Origin of the sequence: Spirosoma radiotolerans, from assembly GCF_000974425.1 — a bacterium.
GTDB lineage: Bacteria > Bacteroidota > Bacteroidia > Cytophagales > Spirosomataceae > Spirosoma > Spirosoma radiotolerans.
Genome location: NZ_CP010429.1, coordinates 1,028,330 through 1,046,335, shown reverse-complemented (window position 1 = coordinate 1,046,335; position 18,006 = coordinate 1,028,330). Strand labels below are relative to the sequence as shown.

Genomic DNA, 18,006 nt, shown 5'->3' with positions numbered 1-18,006 from the left:
GGGCATCGTTGTCCATTATACAGGGACTGCTTTACATTACCCGATTAATTGGCTGGCGTTAAGGTTAACCGTTGTTTATCGCTCAACAAAACCTTGCTCAACGTTTCGTAGGGCAGACGCTGCGGACTGACGTTGTTATTGATGCTCAGAACAGCTGCCGTGGCGGCCGATTGTCCCAGAATCATGAATACAGGCTCCATCCGGATGGAGCCATACGCAATATGCGAGCTGGACACACAAACCGGCACCAGCAGATTAGCACACTCGCTTTCTTTTGGCAAAATAGATCCGTAGGCAATCGAATAGGGCTTGTCGGGATGAACACCAATGTCGCCTTCGTTCTGCACAAATCCATCTTCTTTTACGTACCGCTGGGCATTGTGGGCGTCGAGTGCGTAGGATCCCATGCCGATTGGTTGCGGAACGGTGGTCTTGCCCAGCGCATCGGCCTCTTTCATGACAAATATGCCGAGCATACGCCGGGCTTCGCGAATATAAAGCTGATGCGGCCAGTTACCATTATCCATAAACTCGTCTTTGGCCAATCCCCACTGTTGCATTTGCTGGTGCACATCGGCTGGAACGCGCGCATCGTTCGCCAGAAAATACATGAGTCCTTTCTGATAAAGCTCGTGGTCTTTAATGATTGCCTTTCGGCGTTCGTAGCTAGCTTCCGGGTAATCGTAATTCTTGCCAATATAGTCCGTACTAAACGGGCCGTGGTTGTTGGTGTCGGTTTTGCGATTAGGGATAGGGTCGTATTTGTCGAAGGTTTCGCGCCAGCCGGTGGCAAAAACACGGGCTAGTAATTCGTAGCGGTCAGCGTTATAGCCTTCGGGTTTTGGAAAGGGCACCCGGTTGTCGGGGTGATTACTGAGGCACATTCTGAAACAGTAGGTTTGTATTTTGGCATCACCCGTTCCGTTTGCGGCTGGCTTATCAGACGAGATTTCGGGGAGCAGCCCACTAGCCGGATCACCGGGCACTTTATATGGACTGACGTTGGCCTTGAAATAATGGCCGTGCTGAAAAACCCCCGCCTGCACACCGTTCCAGGTCTCACCATAGACACTGTTGGCTTCGCGGCCTACGTGATACTTCACGCCCGCGGCAGCCATGAGGTCGCCTTCGTAGGTAGCGTCAATGAATTGCAGCCCTTTATAAACCGTACCGCTCAAGGTGCGAAACGAACGAATATGACCGGCTTGTTTCGTAAGCCCTTTGGGTGATCGGTCGAGCCACTCATTGCGATAAATGGTCAGCTTATACTCCTTCACGAAGTCCTCAAAAACCTGCTCGGCGGCATGAGGTTCGAAAATCCACATTGTCCGGCTGGTGCCGTCAATAGCGGGTGTTCCCTGTCCTTTGTTTCCGTACTCTTCCGGTTTCTGCCAGGCCCAGGACTCCTTCTTTTGATAGTGCTGATACAGCCGTTGGTAAAACTCACGGGCCAATCCTCCAATCACTTCTTTGTTTCCCGTATCGGTGAACCCTAACCCACCCGACGACAGACCGCCCAGATGCGTATCGGGCGAGACGACAATGACCGATTTTCCCATCTTTTTCACCTGGACTGCGGCCATCACAGCCGCCGATGTTCCTCCATAAATGATCACATCGGCCTGTCGAACGCCCCCCTTAGGCGGTGGCACGGGCCGGGCTGCTGAAGCCATGACAGTTGGTAAAAACAATAATGCGTATAAGGCCAGCCTCAAACGAGTCAACAGGCCGTTTCCGTTGCGGCTGTCTCTATAGGCGTTTTTCATAATAAGAAGGAGATGATGGGTACTGTACCAACTTGGCACCGGATTTAAAAGGCCTTGTTGGTTATGGTTTACTTTATCTACAGCAATCCTCCATCCATGGGTTGTGTCCTCAAAACGCTTAGGAGCATCCGAAACGGCCTCATCATCCGGATAAGTGGACCGTGAGGATCGGAACGCCGACCGCACGGCCCATGGAAAGGAAACACAATTCTCAGCCTAGACTTAAATGGCTTACTAGACCTATAACATGACAAAACCCCGGCAATGGATAGTCGCCGAGGTTTGTCTTTAATTCTCTCTGTATACGCTAACGTAAGGCTGTCTGGCGACTATTTTTCGTTTTCTGAATTATAAATGGTACGCATTTCGGAGCCGGACAGTTGCAATAAGTTGGTTCGAGAATGACCGTTACGTCGGTGTAACAGGTGCCTCCCGCACTGTACAGGCGAACGGTATACGGTTGGCTTGCTCCCGGATTTGGAAGATTGGTGAAGCTGACCACACCCGCCGTTACCGTCAGGTTCGTTGCCGCCCCATAAACAGGGCCACTGCCGTATGTGCTACCCAAAACGATATCGGCACGTTCTGTATTCTGTAAGGTTGTCAGGTCAATTCGGGCATCGTTACTGGCCACTGCGCCCGTGCAGGTTGCACTTATGGCTTGTGGTGCTGCTGTATACGATGGGGTCTGATTGACCGTGACAGTAGTCGAGGTGGTCGATGAACAGCCGGTTGCGAAGGTACACGTTGCCGAATAAATGGCTGTCATACCAGGTGAGACGACGATACTCGCCTGACTTTCGGACGTCGACCAGTTGATCGTGCCGCCCGCGCAGCCGCCCACCGTTAAGGTAGCCGATTGGCCCGCGCAAACCGTAGCGGAGTTGACCGTCAGAACAGGTGCTGGATTAACGGTGACCGTGGTACTGGCCACATCCGAACAGCCATTTACCGTGCTGGCCGTCACGGAGTATACCGCGCCAGTCGTTACGACAATGGAAGCCGTCTCCTCGTTGGTCGACCATAGATAGGTATCGCCACCGCTGGCGGTCAACGTCGCACTTTGGCCCTCGCAAAGTGTGGCGCTACTAACCGAGATAGCAGCTACCGGTTGTGGATTTACGGTTATACTACCTGTTGCCGTTCCCGAGCAGCTCGCACTGCTGGTTGCTGTCACCGAATACGTACCCTCAACGGTGCCAATGGCCACGTTAGGCTGGTCAACGATGGGAGTTAAACCGACAGAGAAAACATAGTTCGTAAAACCTGGCGAAGCGGTTAATGTCGCGGACTGACCCGCGCAAATCGTGGCCGACGTAAGGGTTACAGCGGCTATCGAATTGACCGTAATGCTCGCTGTCGCTGTACCCGAGCAACCAGCGCTGCTGATCGCCGTGACAGAATAAACACCAGCCGCAATACTAGTAGCCACATTAGAGTTCCCTACCTGTGTCAGGCCTGCCGAGAAGCTATAGCTATCATAACCGGCCGTGGCCGTCAATACGCCGGTTTGACCCGCGCAGATCGTGGCTGACGACAAACTCACGACAACGGCTGGATTAACCGTAATGGAACCGGTCGCCGTAGCGGAGCATCCTTCGGTGCTGACAGCCGTTACGGAGTAGGTCCCATCAAGCATACCCGTCGCCACATTGGAAGTGCCCACCTGGGTCAGTCCCGACGAGAAGATATAGGCATCGTAACCCGGTGTGGCTGTCAGGCTGGCTACCTGCCCTTCGCAAACAGTCAGCGAAGTGAGAGCGACCACCGGCACGGGGTTGACGGTAATGCTGCCCAGACCTGTACCCGAAGCCACTCCGCTACAGCCTTCACTGCTGATGGCCGTTACCGAGTAGGTCCCCGCCACTGTGCCCGTGGCCAGGTTGGAGGTGCCCACCTGCGTTAGTGCTGGCGAGAATATGTACGTATCATACCCCGCCGTGGCTATCAACGTCGCGGACTGACCGGTACACACAGTTGCCGACGTAAGCGATACTACTGGTACTGGATTCACCGTAATGGTACCCGTCGCCGTGGTCGAAAAACCATTGCTGGTACTGGCCGTTACGGAATAAGCATCGGTAATCGTACCAATCGCGACATTCGAGGTCCCTACCTGGGTGAGTCCTGGCGAGAAAACATAAGTATCAAAGCCCGGCGTAGCTGTCAATGTGGCCGATTGGCCTGCGCAGACAGTGGCCGATGAGAGCGTTAGAATAGGACTTGGCTCAACGGTTAGTGTCGCCGAAGCTACACCCGTACAGCCTTCGGTGCTGATGGCCGTCACGGAATAGACACCGCCTACCGTGCCCGTCGCTACATTCGAAGTACCTACCTGGGTCAGTCCCGGCGAGAAGATATAGCTGGCAAAGCCCGGTGTGGCCGTTAGGCTGGCAATCTGGCTATCGTAAATCGTTGCCGAAGTAAGCGCTACTACCGGTAGTGGGCTGACCGTGATGCTGCCCGTAGCCGTAGCTGAACAGCCGAATGAGGTAGTGGCCGTTACACTGTAGGTGCCATCAAGCATACCCGTCGCTACATTGCTTGTGCCGACCTGGCTCAACCCCGACGAGAAAACATAGCTCTCATACCCCGCCGTGGCCGTCAGGACCCCCGACTGACCGGCACACACCGTGGCCGACGACAGCGTTACCACCGGGTTGGTAGCGATGCTCAGCGTGGCCGAGGCCACTCCCGCACAGCCTTCGGCGCTGATTGCCGTGACTGAGTATACCCCACCGACGGTGCCCACGGCCACATTGGAGTTGTTCAAAGGAGTCAGCCCCGACGAGAAGACATAACTGGCAAAGCCCGGTGTGGCCGTCAGGCTGGCCACCTGCCCTTCGCAAATGGTCAGCGAGGTGAGAGCCACTACCGGCAGGGGGTTGACTGTGATGCTGCCCAGACCCGTACCCGAGGCCACACCCGTACAACCCTCACTGCTGATGGCCGTCACACTATAAGTGCCGCCCACTGTGCCTGTGGCCACATTGGAAGTACCTACCTGGCTCAACCCCGGCGAGAAGATATAACTAGCGAAGCCCGGTGTGGCCGTTAGGCTGGCCACCTGGCCTTCGCAAACGGTCAGTGAAGTAAGCGCTACTACCGGTAGTGGGTTGACCGTGATGCTGCCCGTAGCCGTGGCCGAACAGCCGAATGAGGTAGTGGCCGTTACACTGTAGGTGTCCCCTACCATGCCCGTCGCTACATTGCTTGTGCCGACCTGGCTCAACCCCGACGAGAAAACATAGCTCTCATACCCCGCCGTGGCCGTCAGGACCCCCGACTGACCGGCACACACCGTGGCCGACGACAGTGTTACCACCGGGTTGGTGGCGATGCTCAGCGTGGCCGAGGCCACTCCCGCACAGCCTTCGGCGCTGATTGCCGTGACTGAGTATACCCCACCGACGGTGCCCACGGCCACATTGGAGTTGTTCAAAGGAGTCAGCCCCGACGAGAAGACATAACTGGCAAAGCCCGGTGTAGCCGTCAGGCTGGCCACCTGCCCTTCGCAAATGGTCAGCGAGGTGAGAGCCACTACCGGCAGGGGGTTGACTGTGATGCTGCCCAGACCCGTACCCGAGGCCACACCCGTACAGCCTTCGGTGCTGATGGCCGTCACACTATAAGTGCCGCCCACTGTGCCTGTGGCCACATTGGAAGTACCTACCTGGCTCAACCCCGGCGAGAAGATATAACTAGCGAAGCCCGGTGTGGCCGTTAGGCTGGCCACCTGGCCTTCGCAAACGGTCAGTGAAGTAAGCGCTACTACCGGTAGTGGGCTGACCGTGATGCTACCCACCGCCGTAGCTGAACAGCCGAATGAGGTAGTGGCCGTTACACTGTAGGTGCCATCAAGCATACCCGTCGCTACATTGCTTGTGCCGACCTGGCTCAACCCCGACGAGAAAACATAGCTCTCATACCCCGCCGTGGCCGTCAGGACCCCCGACTGACCGGCACACACCGTGGCCGACGACAGCGTTACCACCGGGTTGGTGGCGATGCTCAGCGTGGCCGAGGCCACTCCCGCACAGCCTTCGGCGCTGATTGCCGTGACTGAGTATACCCCACCGACGGTGCCCACGGCCACATTGGAGTTGTTCAAAGGAGTCAGCCCCGACGAGAAGACATAACTGGCAAAGCCCGGTGTGGCCGTCAGGCTGGCCACCTGCCCTTCGCAAGCGGTCAGCGAGGTGAGAGCCACTACCGGCAGGGGGTTGACTGTGATGCTGCCCAGACCCGTACCCGAGGCCACACCCGTACAGCCTTCGGTGCTGATGGCCGTCACACTATAAGTGCCGCCCACTGTGCCTGTGGCCACATTGGAAGTACCTACCTGGCTCAACCCCGGCGAGAAGATATAACTAGCGAAGCCCGGTGTGGCCGTTAGGCTGGCCACCTGGCCTTCGCAAACGGTCAGTGAAGTAAGCGCTACTACCGGTAGTGGGCTGACCGTGATGCTGCCCGTAGCCGTGGCCGAACAGCCGCTGCTTACAGCCGTCACCGAGTAAACACCTCCCACCATACCCGTCGCTACATTGCTTGTGCCGACCTGGCTCAACCCCGACGAGAAAACATAGCTCTCATACCCCGCCGTGGCCGTCAGGACCCCCGACTGACCGGCACACACCGTGGCCGACGACAGCGTTACCACCGGGTTGGTGGCGATGCTCAGCGTGGCCGAGGCCACTCCCGCACAGCCTTCGGCGCTGATTGCCGTGACTGAGTATACCCCACCGACGGTGCCCACGGCCACATTGGAGTTGTTCAAGGGAGTCAGTCCCGACGAGAAGACATAACTGGCAAAGCCCGGTGTGGCCGTCAGGCTGGCCACCTGCCCTTCGCAAATGGTCAGCGAGGTGAGGGCCACCACTGGCACAGGATTCACGGTGATGCTGCCGGTGGCCGTGGCTGAACAGCCTAAGGAGGTGGTGGCCGTCACACTGTAAGTGCCCCCCACCGTACCCGTGGCCGTATTAGTTGTCCCGATGTGCGTTAGACCCGAGGAGAAGACATAGCTGGCAAAGCCGGCCCCATTTGCCGTCAGGGTCGCGGCCTGACCGGCACAGATGGTGGCTGAACTTAGGCTCAGGGACGGCACAGGGTTGACCGTGATTGCCCCTAATCCGGTACCGGATGATACACCTGTACAACCAGCAACGCTTACTGCTGTTACACTATAAGTACCAGCCACTATGCCCGTGGCCAAGTTGGACGTACCGATGTGCGTCAAACCCGGCGAGAAGGTATAACTGGCTAAACCTGCCGTCGCCGTTAACGTAGCGGACTGACCGGCACAAATGGTGGCCGACGACAATGTTACCACGGGTAGCTGATTTACTGTAACCGTACCGGATGCCGTACCCGAACAGCCATCCGCATTCAACGCGGTTACGGAATACGTATTACTATTCGTAGCAGCAGCGATTGTGGCGACATTGCTTGTGCCTACCTGAGTGAGTCCGCTTGAGAACGAATAGCTGCTGAAGCCCGACGTAGCCGTTAGGCTGACCGATTGCCCCGCACAGACGATGGCTGATGTCAGTGACAAGGCCAGCGGAACGCAGGCATAACCCGCATCGTAAGCAAAATTATTCTGACCAGCCTGTCCTAACGTAAAGGCAATAATCCCGGCGGCAGTAGGGTCAGAGTCAATAGCATCGGCATTGGCTCCCGTAGCGGAGTTGGGGAATGTACTTATTGCAAAGGCACTCACACTGGTTGGGAAACTCAACGTGTAACTACCACCGCTTGTCAAAGCTAGGTTAGCTATTGAACTGGCCGTAGAGGTGCCAACGGCACTGGAAAAGTAGTATTCGCCATTGGCATCGGTTGTGGCAGTAGCAATGGTCGTTGATCCGGGTCCTCGTAGAACAACCTGAACGCCAGCCAGACCAGGCTCGCCCGCATCCTGAATCCCGTTGTTATTGACATCCCGAAAAACCCGGTTCCCAATCTGAATGGGAGGCAAATCGCAGTTTAGTTCAAGGTCACCCAGCCCGTTTGCTTTGCCATAGGTAGCCACGTTACTACTGGTATAAATCTGTACGCTGGTGGAGGGACTCCCCGAACCATCCGAATTTTTGAACCGCCGAATACCGCCTGCATCAATATTTGTCGTTGGGTCGATCACAACGGATGCCACTTCATCCCGACCGGGCAGTAAAGCAAGGCCTCCCTCACTCATTTCTGCGTGATACGGATTTGTCGTGTTTGGAATTGAAATAGCATCACTGTAATAATACTCGCCACCACCGGGCCCCTGTGTGGTACTGGCACCAGCCGTTGCCGTACCGTTGCACACGCTGGCATTGTTCTCAATTGTCCAGAGATTGGCGTTTGGATCACATTTTCCCGCCCGCAAAATATCACCGGGGGAAATAGCCCGATACAGTAGTGTACTGCTCGTATTTGTGCCATAGTTATTGTTACCATACTGATCGCCGAAACGATCACGAATGCTCAGAATCATATCGCCATCAACATCAAACTCAATCCCGGCTAGAATTGGTTGAGGATAGCTGGAATTAAGGCTTGTAGTACCATCGTTTCGGGCATAGCGATTGGGTAAGGTTGCCGTTGCCGGAATCGTAGGCTGGATATTGGTCCAGGGAAACCAGCGATCCGCACGACTTACCCCCGTCTGGTCATTATCAGAAGCGCCTTTTCGGTATGTGAGCGGAAAAGACAGTACCTGTGTGAAACTGGCCGTAACTGGATTGAAGGCGAAGACGATCGCTTTCATTCCGCTCGTATCGCGGGTAATCAATGGCGTTGTCCCACCCGTCGATCCGGTTCCCGAATTTACTGTGGTGGTTACAGCTTCGTTGGTCGTCACGCCCCCCACATAAATCTGTCCCCGGTAGTACTTCAGGGCGAACGGCCGGAAAACACTACCGGTCGTTTGGGTAACCGTAGGCAGACTGTAACTGATTGACGTTCCTGCGGTTGGATTGGTCGAAGTCGGATTGACAATCTGAATTTTATAGAGCCTTCTGTCTCCCAGATTCATAGCGAATAATTGCGTGCCATCGTCTGACATTTCCAGGTCACCCAAACCGGCTTTACCTACCTGATCGAAGGTCGTAACATCATAATTCTGAGTAGTTGTCGCTGCCGGAAGGCCTCGGCTGCTATTACTACCAACGACACTATTGCCAAATGGGGTAACGGCCGTTACAGCAGTGGGTAATGTCGTAAATAAACTACTGGTATAGGTCGTCCCTGAACCAGGTTTTGTTATATATATAGCACCAGCGCCATTCGTTCCAAGCCCTGAATGCCGCTTGACAAAGGCCGATGTAAACACTACTTTGGACTGCCGCTGGTAAGCTACGCCATATACCGTGCCGATTTCGCTATTGAGCGCGATGGCCGATTCGGCAGGCGTATTGCCCGTACTGCTGTAGGGTAAGGTAACCAGAACACCCTGTCCACCGGAGGTGCCCCCACCCTCAGAATCACCATTTACATAACAGGGCACCAGGAAGTTAGGAGCAGCCTGGCAATAATCGCTGGGGTAGTTAATGCCCAGGTTGATATTCGTTGCCGGCGAGCTGGCAACAAACTGAACCGATGTTCCGCTGGCCGTTCCGCGTAAGCCATCGAAATAACCCGTTGGTAAATTGACAAATTCGACCCGATAGGGGCCAGCACCGCTTACGTTGGCGGTATAAGTGCCCGCGTTGGCTGTAGCCGTGCTGGACGTGGCCGATCCGACCAAAGCACCGGCACTGTTGTATACGTTGATGACCACACCCCCAACGCCAATCTCACCCAGGGCAGTAGCGGTGTAACTGCGGACGCCGTCTTCATTAAAGTCCCTGTAAACGGTACCCGATATTTGCGCCAGCGACGTTGTTGCCAGCGCCATGAACAAAACCAGTGGAATAACTAGTTGGTACAGCCGGGATGCCTTCTCCCCAATGACATGATTAACCAGTTCATGTTTTTTTACGTAAATGTCTTTTTCCATACGAGTAGTGGCCGAGCAGGTACCAATAGTTTTACTAGTTGTTCAAACGCCCAAAAATCCAGAGAGGGAAAATTCTCGCTGAAGATTGATAACGACTACTCTCCCAGACAAATGGGATGCCATTCTGATGAAGAATGTACTTACGGAAAAGACAGTGCTTGGTATATCGAATTAATTGGCGAATCGTTTCCTGAAGGTTCAAGCGATTAGAAAAACCCTGCCCCGACTAAGCCCGAAGAAGACTACACAAAAATATATATTATTGATTATCAATCATTTAATTACTAAAACAATATAATAGTTACTTTCTAAATGATAACTTAAGAGCATTCATTTGTACACTATATATACACTTAAATCACACAAATTATAAAACAATATTTTTTCAATTATTCTTTACGTTTCTTCTCAGCAACTGTATTGTACTATACGTTTTCCTATTTTCGTACGCTTACTTACCTAAAATTTATCCCCACGAATAGTGTGCCAAATTGATGTTTTACCCTATTTATATCGAATCAATAAATTCATGTAAAGAAATCTAATACACATAATACACTCATTTGTTAACATCTTAATTATAACCTTTCATATACTCGATATGAAGTAATAGAGCGTTTATACAACAAAATCAACACAACGTATCTTTGTTCTCTATAAACAAACGAACAACAGTGGTTAGGGCAGTTGGTACCACCGTAAGCGCAAACACTCACCCCAGAGCAGGTTCAGAACTGCTGGAGTGGGTGTTTGCGCTTACGGTGATCAATAGGTAGCCCGCCCACCCGACAAATCGAAAATAAAACCCGTATTGAAGCTCGCTTCTTCTGATAAAACCCAGGCGGCAAGGGCCGCCACTTCCTCCACGGTCCCTAGTCGCTTCATGGGTATTTTGGCCGTCATATAGGCCAGTTGTTCGGGGGCAGTATGCTCGTTCAAGGCCGTTTTGATCACCGCCGGAGCGATCCCATTTACGGTAATGCCCGTCTCGGCATATTCTTTTCCCACCCCTTTTACCAGCCCAATCACGCCCGCTTTCATGGATGAATAGCCCGCCATAAACGGGTTCCCTTCCTTACCGGCAATCGACGCCATATGAAGTATTCGCCCATAATTGGCTTTTTCCATAGCCTGGATGGCATACTTCGTCATCAGAAAAGCCCCCCGTAAATTGATCGCGTAGATGCGGTCGTATTCATCAACTGAATAGTCCGTAATTTTTGTGCTGGTTGGCCCGACGATTCCCGCCGAGTTAACCATAATATCCAGCCGCTGGTGGGTTTGCACTACCTGTTCGACGGCGTTTTTTACCGATGCTTCGTCCGAAATATCGACAACGTATCCGGTCACCTTATGCCCTTGGCTACCAAACTCAGCCACCGTGTGGTCGAGCAGTGCGCTGTTAATATCGAACAACGCAACCGTGGCTCCTTCCGAAGCAATGCGCCGGGCAATTCCTTTTCCAATGCCATCGGCACCACCGGTAATAATCGCGACCTGATCTGTGAATCGTGTTGACATGAATGAATGTGTTTCGTCAGTGTATCAATGTAGTTTTTAAACGATGAATAGGGCCTTATATACTGTTTTGTGTGTTCGTTTGACGGTTTGACGGGCCAGTTGTGAAATTTGCAGAAATAGTTGTAGTATTTGTCAAGCTTATTAAGCTTTTCATGCATAGTGATCGTTTGCGAAGAAGTACACTGAACGTTTGCAAGCCGCTTGTATGCCATGACTAAGCCCGTTTATTCCGTATGCTTACTGGGTGCTGCCCTTTTTTGCCTGGTAAGCTTCAAAGGTAAATTTGGTAGTTTGCTGGACGAAGGTCCTTCTCCTGCCCGAACGCCCACCGAAGAATTAGCGACCTTTCAGCTTGAGCCCGGCCTGAAGTTGCAGCTCGTTGCCGCAGAACCCATGGTGCAGGATCCTGTCGTCATTACCTTCGATGAAGATGGCCGACTGTGGGTTGTGGAGATGCGTGGGTTCATGCCAACCATCGACGGCGAAGGCGAAAATAAGCCCGTCGGCCGGATCTCCGTGCTGGAGGATACAAACGGCGATGGCCAGATGGACGTCAGCAAGGTCTACCTCGACAGCCTGGTGATGCCCCGCGCCCTGGCGCTGGTTCCCGGCGGGGCGCTGGTGGCCGAAAATGGTTCGTTGTGGATGACCAAAGACCTGAATGGCGACGGTAAAGCCGACTCGAAAACCCTCATCGACAAAGATTATGCGGGTAGCGGCCTTCCCGAGCATTCGGGCAATGGACTCTGGCGTAGCATGGACAACTGGCTCTACAACGCCAAGTCGCGTTTTCGCTACAAAGAAGTGAACGGAGCGTGGCAACGTGACAGTACGGAAGCTCGTGGCCAATGGGGCATCAGCCACGACGACCAGGGGCGGTTGTATTACAATTACAACTGGTCACAGTTACACGCCGATCTGGTGCCGCCCAATTACCTCTCCCGCAACAAACACCACACCCCCACGACAGGCATCGACTATGGCCTGACCATCGACCGGCGGGTTTACCCCATCCGGCCTAATCCGGCTGTCAACCGGGGGTACATACCCGGCACTTTGGATAAAGAAGGGCATTTGCTGGAATTTACGGCGGCCTGCTCGCCCCTCGTTTATCGGGGCATGGCCTTACCCAAACCTTTTTATGGCAATGTGTTCGTGTGCGAACCGGCCGGAAACTTGATCAAGCGAAATATATCCGAGAATAAAGAACTGCTCATTGCCGCCCACGACCCCCACCCCGGCAAGGAGTTTCTGGCATCGACCGACGAACGGTTCAGGCCCGTTCATCTGACAACAGGGCCTGACGGGGCGCTCTATGTGGCCGATATGTACAGAGGTCTTATCCAGCATAGCGCCTATGTAACGCCCTATTTGAAAGAACAGACGATTGCCCGCGGTTTGGTAAAACCCGTCAACTACGGTCGCATCTGGCGGATCGTTCCCGAGAACTGGCAGGCCTCGAAGCCGAAAAAACTGTCTACAGCCTCGTCAGCGGAGCTGGTTGCCGAACTCTCCAATCCCGACGGCTGGCACCGGGATATGGCCCAGCGACTGTTGATCGAGCGTAAGGATAAAAGTACCCGGCAGGCCCTGACGGATTTAGCGCAGAAAGGCACCGATCAGCTAGGTCGTTTCCACGCCTTATGGACGCTGGATGGCCTACAAATGAGCAGCCCGACGGTTCTCTTTGGCCTCCTGACGGACAACAACACCCTCGTCAGAACGACGGCTCTTCGGCTACTCGAACCCTTCGCCAAAACAGACAGAACAGTGCGCGCCAAACTGGGTGAGCAACTGGTGAAGGACTGGGAGAAAGCCCCGATTGAACAAGTGCTCCAAATGGCGTTTACGGCGGCCGTACTTGACCAGAATGCCGCACAGCCCTTGCTGGCGGGCATCGTAAACCGATATGGTGAATCGGCCCTGATTCGGGATGCCGCCCTCAGCAGCCTTCAGGACCGGGAGTTTGCTTTTTTGCAAAGCCTGACGAAATCACCCACCTGGCAAACGACTCAGCCTTCGAAAGAAATTTTTCTGGAAATGTTGACTACGTCCGTCATTCGCAAGCGGAATTCAGCCGAACTAACCGCTCTGCTGGCCATGCTGAACACGCCAAACGCAACCTTGACCTGGCAGGAAAAAGCGATCCTGACGGGCTTATCGATTCAGGGCAGTAACAGCAAGCTAAAACCGATCAGGCTGGCAGCAGCGCCCAAAATTATGACCCAGTCGGCGGGCAAGATCGACCCTACCCGGCTGGCTACCCTGGGCGCCATGTTCGAATGGCCGGGCCACGTTGCCAGCCGAGCCAACCTGCCCAAAAAGAGCCTGCTGAACGACGATGAGCAAAAATTGTTCGCAGCAGGACGTCAGCATTACCTCAGCACCTGCTCCGGCTGTCATGGTACAGACGGTGCCGGTTTAAAGCGATTTGCCCCGCCCCTCATCGGTTCTGACTGGGTTTTGGGCGACGAAAAACGCCTGTCGCTTATCATCCTGCACGGCATGGAAGGCCCGGTAGAAGTGGCCAAAAAAGTATATGATGCCCCGGACATTCTGCCGGTTATGCCGGCTCACTCGACCATGGACGATGGTTCGATTACGGCCATTCTGATGTACATCCGAAATGAGTGGGGCAACAACGCAGGTCCCATCGGGAAGCGCGTGGTGGGCATGACACGGGTTACCTCGCAGGGGCGGGTTGTTCCCTGGACCGCTAAAGAATTGAACAATTATATCTCTGAAGGCAAGGCTACCAGCGGAAAATAACCGGACAACCTAAGCCCCTTATAGGCATGAAAAGACGAGATTTTATCCAAAAAGCGTCACTCGGCGCGGCTGCCCTGTCGCTTCCGCAATTACCGACGTTTGCGAAAGACACGCGCATGGGCATTGTGGTGCATTCGTACTGGAGCCGCTGGAATTCAAAAACAGACAGCAAGAAGTATCCAGCGTTTACCAATGCCATTCAGTTGCTGGATCATTGCCACCAACTGGGAGCCGGGGGCGTGCAGGTGATCGTAAACGGCTGGTCAACGGATTTTGCCAAAAAGGTGCGTGATGAGCGCGAGAAATATGGCCTCTACCTGGAAGGCTCCATTGGCCTGCCCAAAAAAGCAGAGGACGTGTCTAAGTTTGAGCAGGACGTTGTCAATGCACGGGAAGCCGGAGCGCATGTGTTACGAACGGTTTGCTCAACCGGACGACGCTACGAAACCTACCACTCACCCGAAGCCTTCGAGGAGTTAAAGAAAACGGCATTGGCTTCTCTGCAGTTAGCCGAGCCCGTTCTGCGGAAGCATAAGGTCAAACTGGGCGTTGAAAACCACAAAGACTGGCGAGCGCCAGACCTAGTCAATCTATTGAAGCAGGTCAACAGCGAATGGATCGGCGTTACGCTCGATTTCGGTAATAGTATGGCCCTCCTTGAAGATCCGATGGAAGTTGTCCAGACGTTGTCGCCCTATGTCTTCAGCACGCACGTCAAAGACATGGCGGTTGAGGAATATCCCGATGGGTTTTTATTGTCGGAGGTGCCCATGGGGAAAGGTATTCTGAACCTGAAAAAGATGGTTGACCTCTGCAAACAGCATAACCCAGAAGGTACATTCAGTCTGGAAATGATCACGCGTGACCCGCTGGAAATTCCCTGTCTGACCAATACCTACTGGGAAACCATGGGCAGCGTACCGGGCTCTGACCTGGCGCGCATGCTCCGCACGGTCAGGCAGCACAAATACCCCGGCGGCCTTCCCCGCATGGGCAAACTGGATGCTGATGGCAAACTGGCCCTCGAAGAGGAAAATATTGTCGCCTGCATTCATTACAGCAAACAGTCTTTGGGGCTTACGTAAGGTTATCGGCCTAACTTCGCTGGCTCCGTGGTCCGTGAGGACACGGACCACCTGTGCGGCCGGTTACACTGGTCGTGTTGTCAGTTTCTTAAAACTGACAACACGACCACGGAGGTAGACTCGTTTATCTACGAATCCATTGAAACAACGTATCAATACAACCTACGAATACATAAAAATGAGTAAAGAACTTCTTCCGGGTATTAAGCAATTTGACCTCACTGGAAAGTCAGCCATCATTACGGGTGGCTCAAAGGGACTGGGTTTAGCGATGGCCGCCGGACTGGCTTCCGCAGGAGCCAGCGTCATGCTGGTAAACCGCAACGCCGAAGAAGGCGCAGCCGCTGCCCAGGAATTGAGTACGGACTATGGCGTTAAAGCCATTTCGTTTGCGGCCGACATTACCAAAGCTGACCAAACTGAAGCGATGGTCAACGCAGCGCTGGATGCATTCGGGAAAGTTGATTGTCTGATCAATAGCGCGGGCATCAACATTCGGGGGCCCATCGACGAACTGACGCTCGAGGATTTCAGCAAGGTCATGGATGTCAACGTCACCGGCACCTGGCTTTGCTGCCGGGCCGTTACGCCAGCCATGAAAAAAGCAGGCCGGGGCAGTATCATCAATCTGGCCAGTACACTTGGTCTGGTTGGCTTGTCGAACCGGACGCCCTATACATCCAGCAAAGGCGCAGTGGTGCAAATGACCCGTGCGCTGGCCCTGGAGCTGGCTCCATTCAACATTACGGTCAATGCCATTTGTCCCGGTCCGTTTCTGACCGAAATGAATCTACCTATTGCCGATACCGAAGAGGGCCTAAAATTTGTGGTGGGTGCTACGGCGCTGGGCCGATGGGGCCTGTTGCGCGAAATTCAGGGGGCCGCGATCTTCCTGGCCAGCGATGCCGCCACGTTTATGGTCGGCTCGATGCTCACCGTAGACGGCGGCTGGACAGCGAGGTAATTTGCGGTTTAGTTTGTGGTTTACAGTAAGTCCGTTCGAGACAACCACTTTACCCTAAACCACACACGTCTCCGTGGGCCGTGTCCTCACGGCCCACTTATCCGGATGGTTACGCTGTTACTGTCCGCACCGGCGGACCGCCCCGACAGAGCTATGAGGACACAGCCCTAGTAGTAGTCAAGTGGTTGTCTGGGCTGGGCTTACCAAAAACCACAAACCGAATACCGTAAACCCAAAACCACAAACCGAACACCCTCAACATGGAGCAAGCAATTGGCAGACGTAAAAAGACGCAGGTGCGCTACGGGATGTTAGCCCTTGTCTTTGTCAATGTGGTCATCAACTACCTGGATCGTAGTAATATTTCCGTAGCGGGCGCGGCCCTGAGCAAAGACATGAACCTGTCGTCGGAGGAGCTGGGGTTCATTTTTTCCGCTTTTGGCTGGACGTATGCGCTCCTTCAGATTCCGGGCGGATTAATTGCTGACCGGTTTGGTCCGCGCATCCTGTATGCCTTCTGTTTGATTACCTGGTCCATTGCCACCCTTTGTCAGGGATTTGTGAAAGGATTTGCCAGCCTGTTTTCGCTACGGCTGGCCACGGGTGCCTTCGAAGCACCCTCTTACCCCATTAATAACCGGATCGTAACGAGCTGGTTTCCCGAGCACGAACGAGCCTCGTCCATTGCCCTCTATGTATCGGGGCAATTCATTGGCCTTGCCTTTCTGACACCGGTGCTGGTCAATGTGCAGCATCTGGCCGGCTGGCAGGGGCTGTTCATTGGCACCGGAATCGTTGGGCTGCTCTGGGGTGTGATCTGGTATGTTTTTTACCGCGATCCGCTCGACCACCCAACCGTGAGTGAAGAAGAACTGACATACATAGAAGAAGGCGGTGGCCTGTTCAGAGGGCGGAAGCCAGGCACGAATCAGGCGGCTGTCTGGAAATGGGTTAATGTAAAACAGGTCTTCTCCACCCGAACGCTATGGGGCGTTTACATCGGGCAGTTTGCCGTCAATGCCACCCTTTGGTTTTTCCTTACCTGGTTTCCAACCTACCTGGTAAAATACCGGGGGCTGGACTTCATCAAATCGGGCTATCTGGCTTCGGTGCCTTTTTTAGCAGCCTGCGCGGGTCTGCTCCTGTCGGGCTTTGTTTCCGACCGGTTGGTGAAGCAGGGAAAATCGGTGACCATGGCTCGCAAAGCGCCCATCATTATTGGGCTGCTATTGTCTATCAGCATCATAGGTGCCAATTATACCGACGATACAGCGTTGATTATTTTCTTTATGGCGCTGGCGTTCTTTGGATCGGGCATGGCGCTGATCTCCTGGGTATTCGTGTCTATTCTATCCCCCAAAAACCTGATTGGCCTGACCGGGGGCGTTTTTAATTTCATGGGGAATCTGGCTTCCATTGTCGTACCCATTGTGATTGGCTTTCTGGCCAAAGACGGCGACTTCAAACCGGCCCTTGTGTTCATTGGCACCTTAGGTCTGATTGGCGCGTGTTCCTATATATTTCTGGTTGGCAAAATAGAACGGGCCATTACGCAGGATGCACCGGAAGGTATCGTTGTTGGGGAGTAAGCTGGCATCCGTATTAAACTAGTGTAAAAAAAAGATTATACATTCCTGTAAATCAGTAACTTGTCATAGTCCGGCTTCACCTAGCCTTGAAGCCGGACTTTTCTTAGCGGTGAAGTCATCTGCTTCACCCTGCCTTCTTTGAGTGCCCTAGCCAACACACTGAACGGGCATAGTTGTACAAGTTTCCCTGTTAAACGAAGGATCGGTACCTTACCATCACTGATTAATCACAGCAATAAACTTTGTCGCACTTACCTAGTTGTAAGCGCAGCAAAGATTTAACTCTTTTAAACCAGGGTATTACCGGCTTGTAACCGCTTTCCAGCATTTT

7 protein-coding genes are annotated in these 18,006 nt (G+C 53.7%); 4 read left to right on the top strand and 3 right to left on the bottom strand.

Features of this window, described 5'->3' with window-relative positions; all coding sequences use genetic code 11:
* Window positions 1–44: 44 nt before the first annotated feature.
* From SD10_RS04070 to SD10_RS04060, 3 genes are all read right to left on the bottom strand, one after another.
* Window positions 45–1,673, bottom strand: coding sequence for an FAD-dependent oxidoreductase (locus tag SD10_RS04070; protein WP_046579016.1), 1,629 nt, complete (start codon window positions 1,671–1,673; stop codon window positions 45–47).
* A gap of 400 nt (window positions 1,674–2,073) precedes the next feature.
* Window positions 2,074–9,747: an SdrD B-like domain-containing protein gene (locus tag SD10_RS04065; protein ID WP_046375806.1), complete on the bottom strand. Its 7,674-nt coding sequence runs from the start codon at window positions 9,745–9,747 to the stop codon at window positions 2,074–2,076.
* A gap of 765 nt (window positions 9,748–10,512) precedes the next feature.
* Window positions 10,513–11,268, bottom strand: a complete 756-nt coding sequence (locus SD10_RS04060) for an SDR family NAD(P)-dependent oxidoreductase (protein WP_046375805.1) — start codon at window positions 11,266–11,268, stop codon at window positions 10,513–10,515.
* Window positions 11,269–11,478: 210 nt separating this feature from the next.
* Between SD10_RS04060 and SD10_RS04055 the strand changes: the two genes are divergently transcribed.
* The 4 genes from SD10_RS04055 (at window position 11,479) to SD10_RS04040 (ending at window position 17,675) form a co-directional block, all read left to right on the top strand.
* Complete coding sequence (locus SD10_RS04055) at window positions 11,479–14,037, top strand: DUF7133 domain-containing protein (RefSeq protein WP_046375804.1); 2,559 nt, start codon at window positions 11,479–11,481, stop codon at window positions 14,035–14,037.
* 26 nt (window positions 14,038–14,063) lie between these two features.
* The gene (locus tag SD10_RS04050; RefSeq protein ID WP_046375803.1) at window positions 14,064–15,122 is read left to right on the top strand and encodes a sugar phosphate isomerase/epimerase family protein; all 1,059 of its coding nucleotides are present in this window, start codon (window positions 14,064–14,066) and stop codon (window positions 15,120–15,122) included.
* 178 nt (window positions 15,123–15,300) lie between these two features.
* On the top strand, window positions 15,301–16,086 hold the full coding sequence (locus tag SD10_RS04045; RefSeq protein ID WP_046375802.1) for an SDR family NAD(P)-dependent oxidoreductase: 786 nt from the start codon (window positions 15,301–15,303) through the stop codon (window positions 16,084–16,086).
* 260 nt (window positions 16,087–16,346) lie between these two features.
* Window positions 16,347–17,675, top strand: coding sequence for an MFS transporter (locus tag SD10_RS04040; RefSeq protein WP_046375801.1), 1,329 nt, complete (start codon window positions 16,347–16,349; stop codon window positions 17,673–17,675).
* Window positions 17,676–18,006: the final 331 nt, after the last annotated feature.

Excerpts from the sequence above, each read along its gene's own strand:
- SD10_RS04070 (WP_046579016.1), bottom strand. The coding sequence starts at position 1,673 with ATGGCTTCAGCAGCCCGGCCCGTGCCACCGCCTAAGGGGGGCGTTCGA.
- SD10_RS04065 (WP_046375806.1), bottom strand. The coding sequence starts at position 9,747 with ATGGAAAAAGACATTTACGTAAAAAAACATGAACTGGTTAATCATGTC.
- SD10_RS04060 (WP_046375805.1), bottom strand. The coding sequence starts at position 11,268 with ATGTCAACACGATTCACAGATCAGGTCGCGATTATTACCGGTGGTGCC.
- SD10_RS04055 (WP_046375804.1), top strand. The coding sequence starts at position 11,479 with ATGACTAAGCCCGTTTATTCCGTATGCTTACTGGGTGCTGCCCTTTTT.
- SD10_RS04050 (WP_046375803.1), top strand. The coding sequence starts at position 14,064 with ATGAAAAGACGAGATTTTATCCAAAAAGCGTCACTCGGCGCGGCTGCC.
- SD10_RS04045 (WP_046375802.1), top strand. The coding sequence starts at position 15,301 with ATGAGTAAAGAACTTCTTCCGGGTATTAAGCAATTTGACCTCACTGGA.
- SD10_RS04040 (WP_046375801.1), top strand. The coding sequence starts at position 16,347 with ATGGAGCAAGCAATTGGCAGACGTAAAAAGACGCAGGTGCGCTACGGG.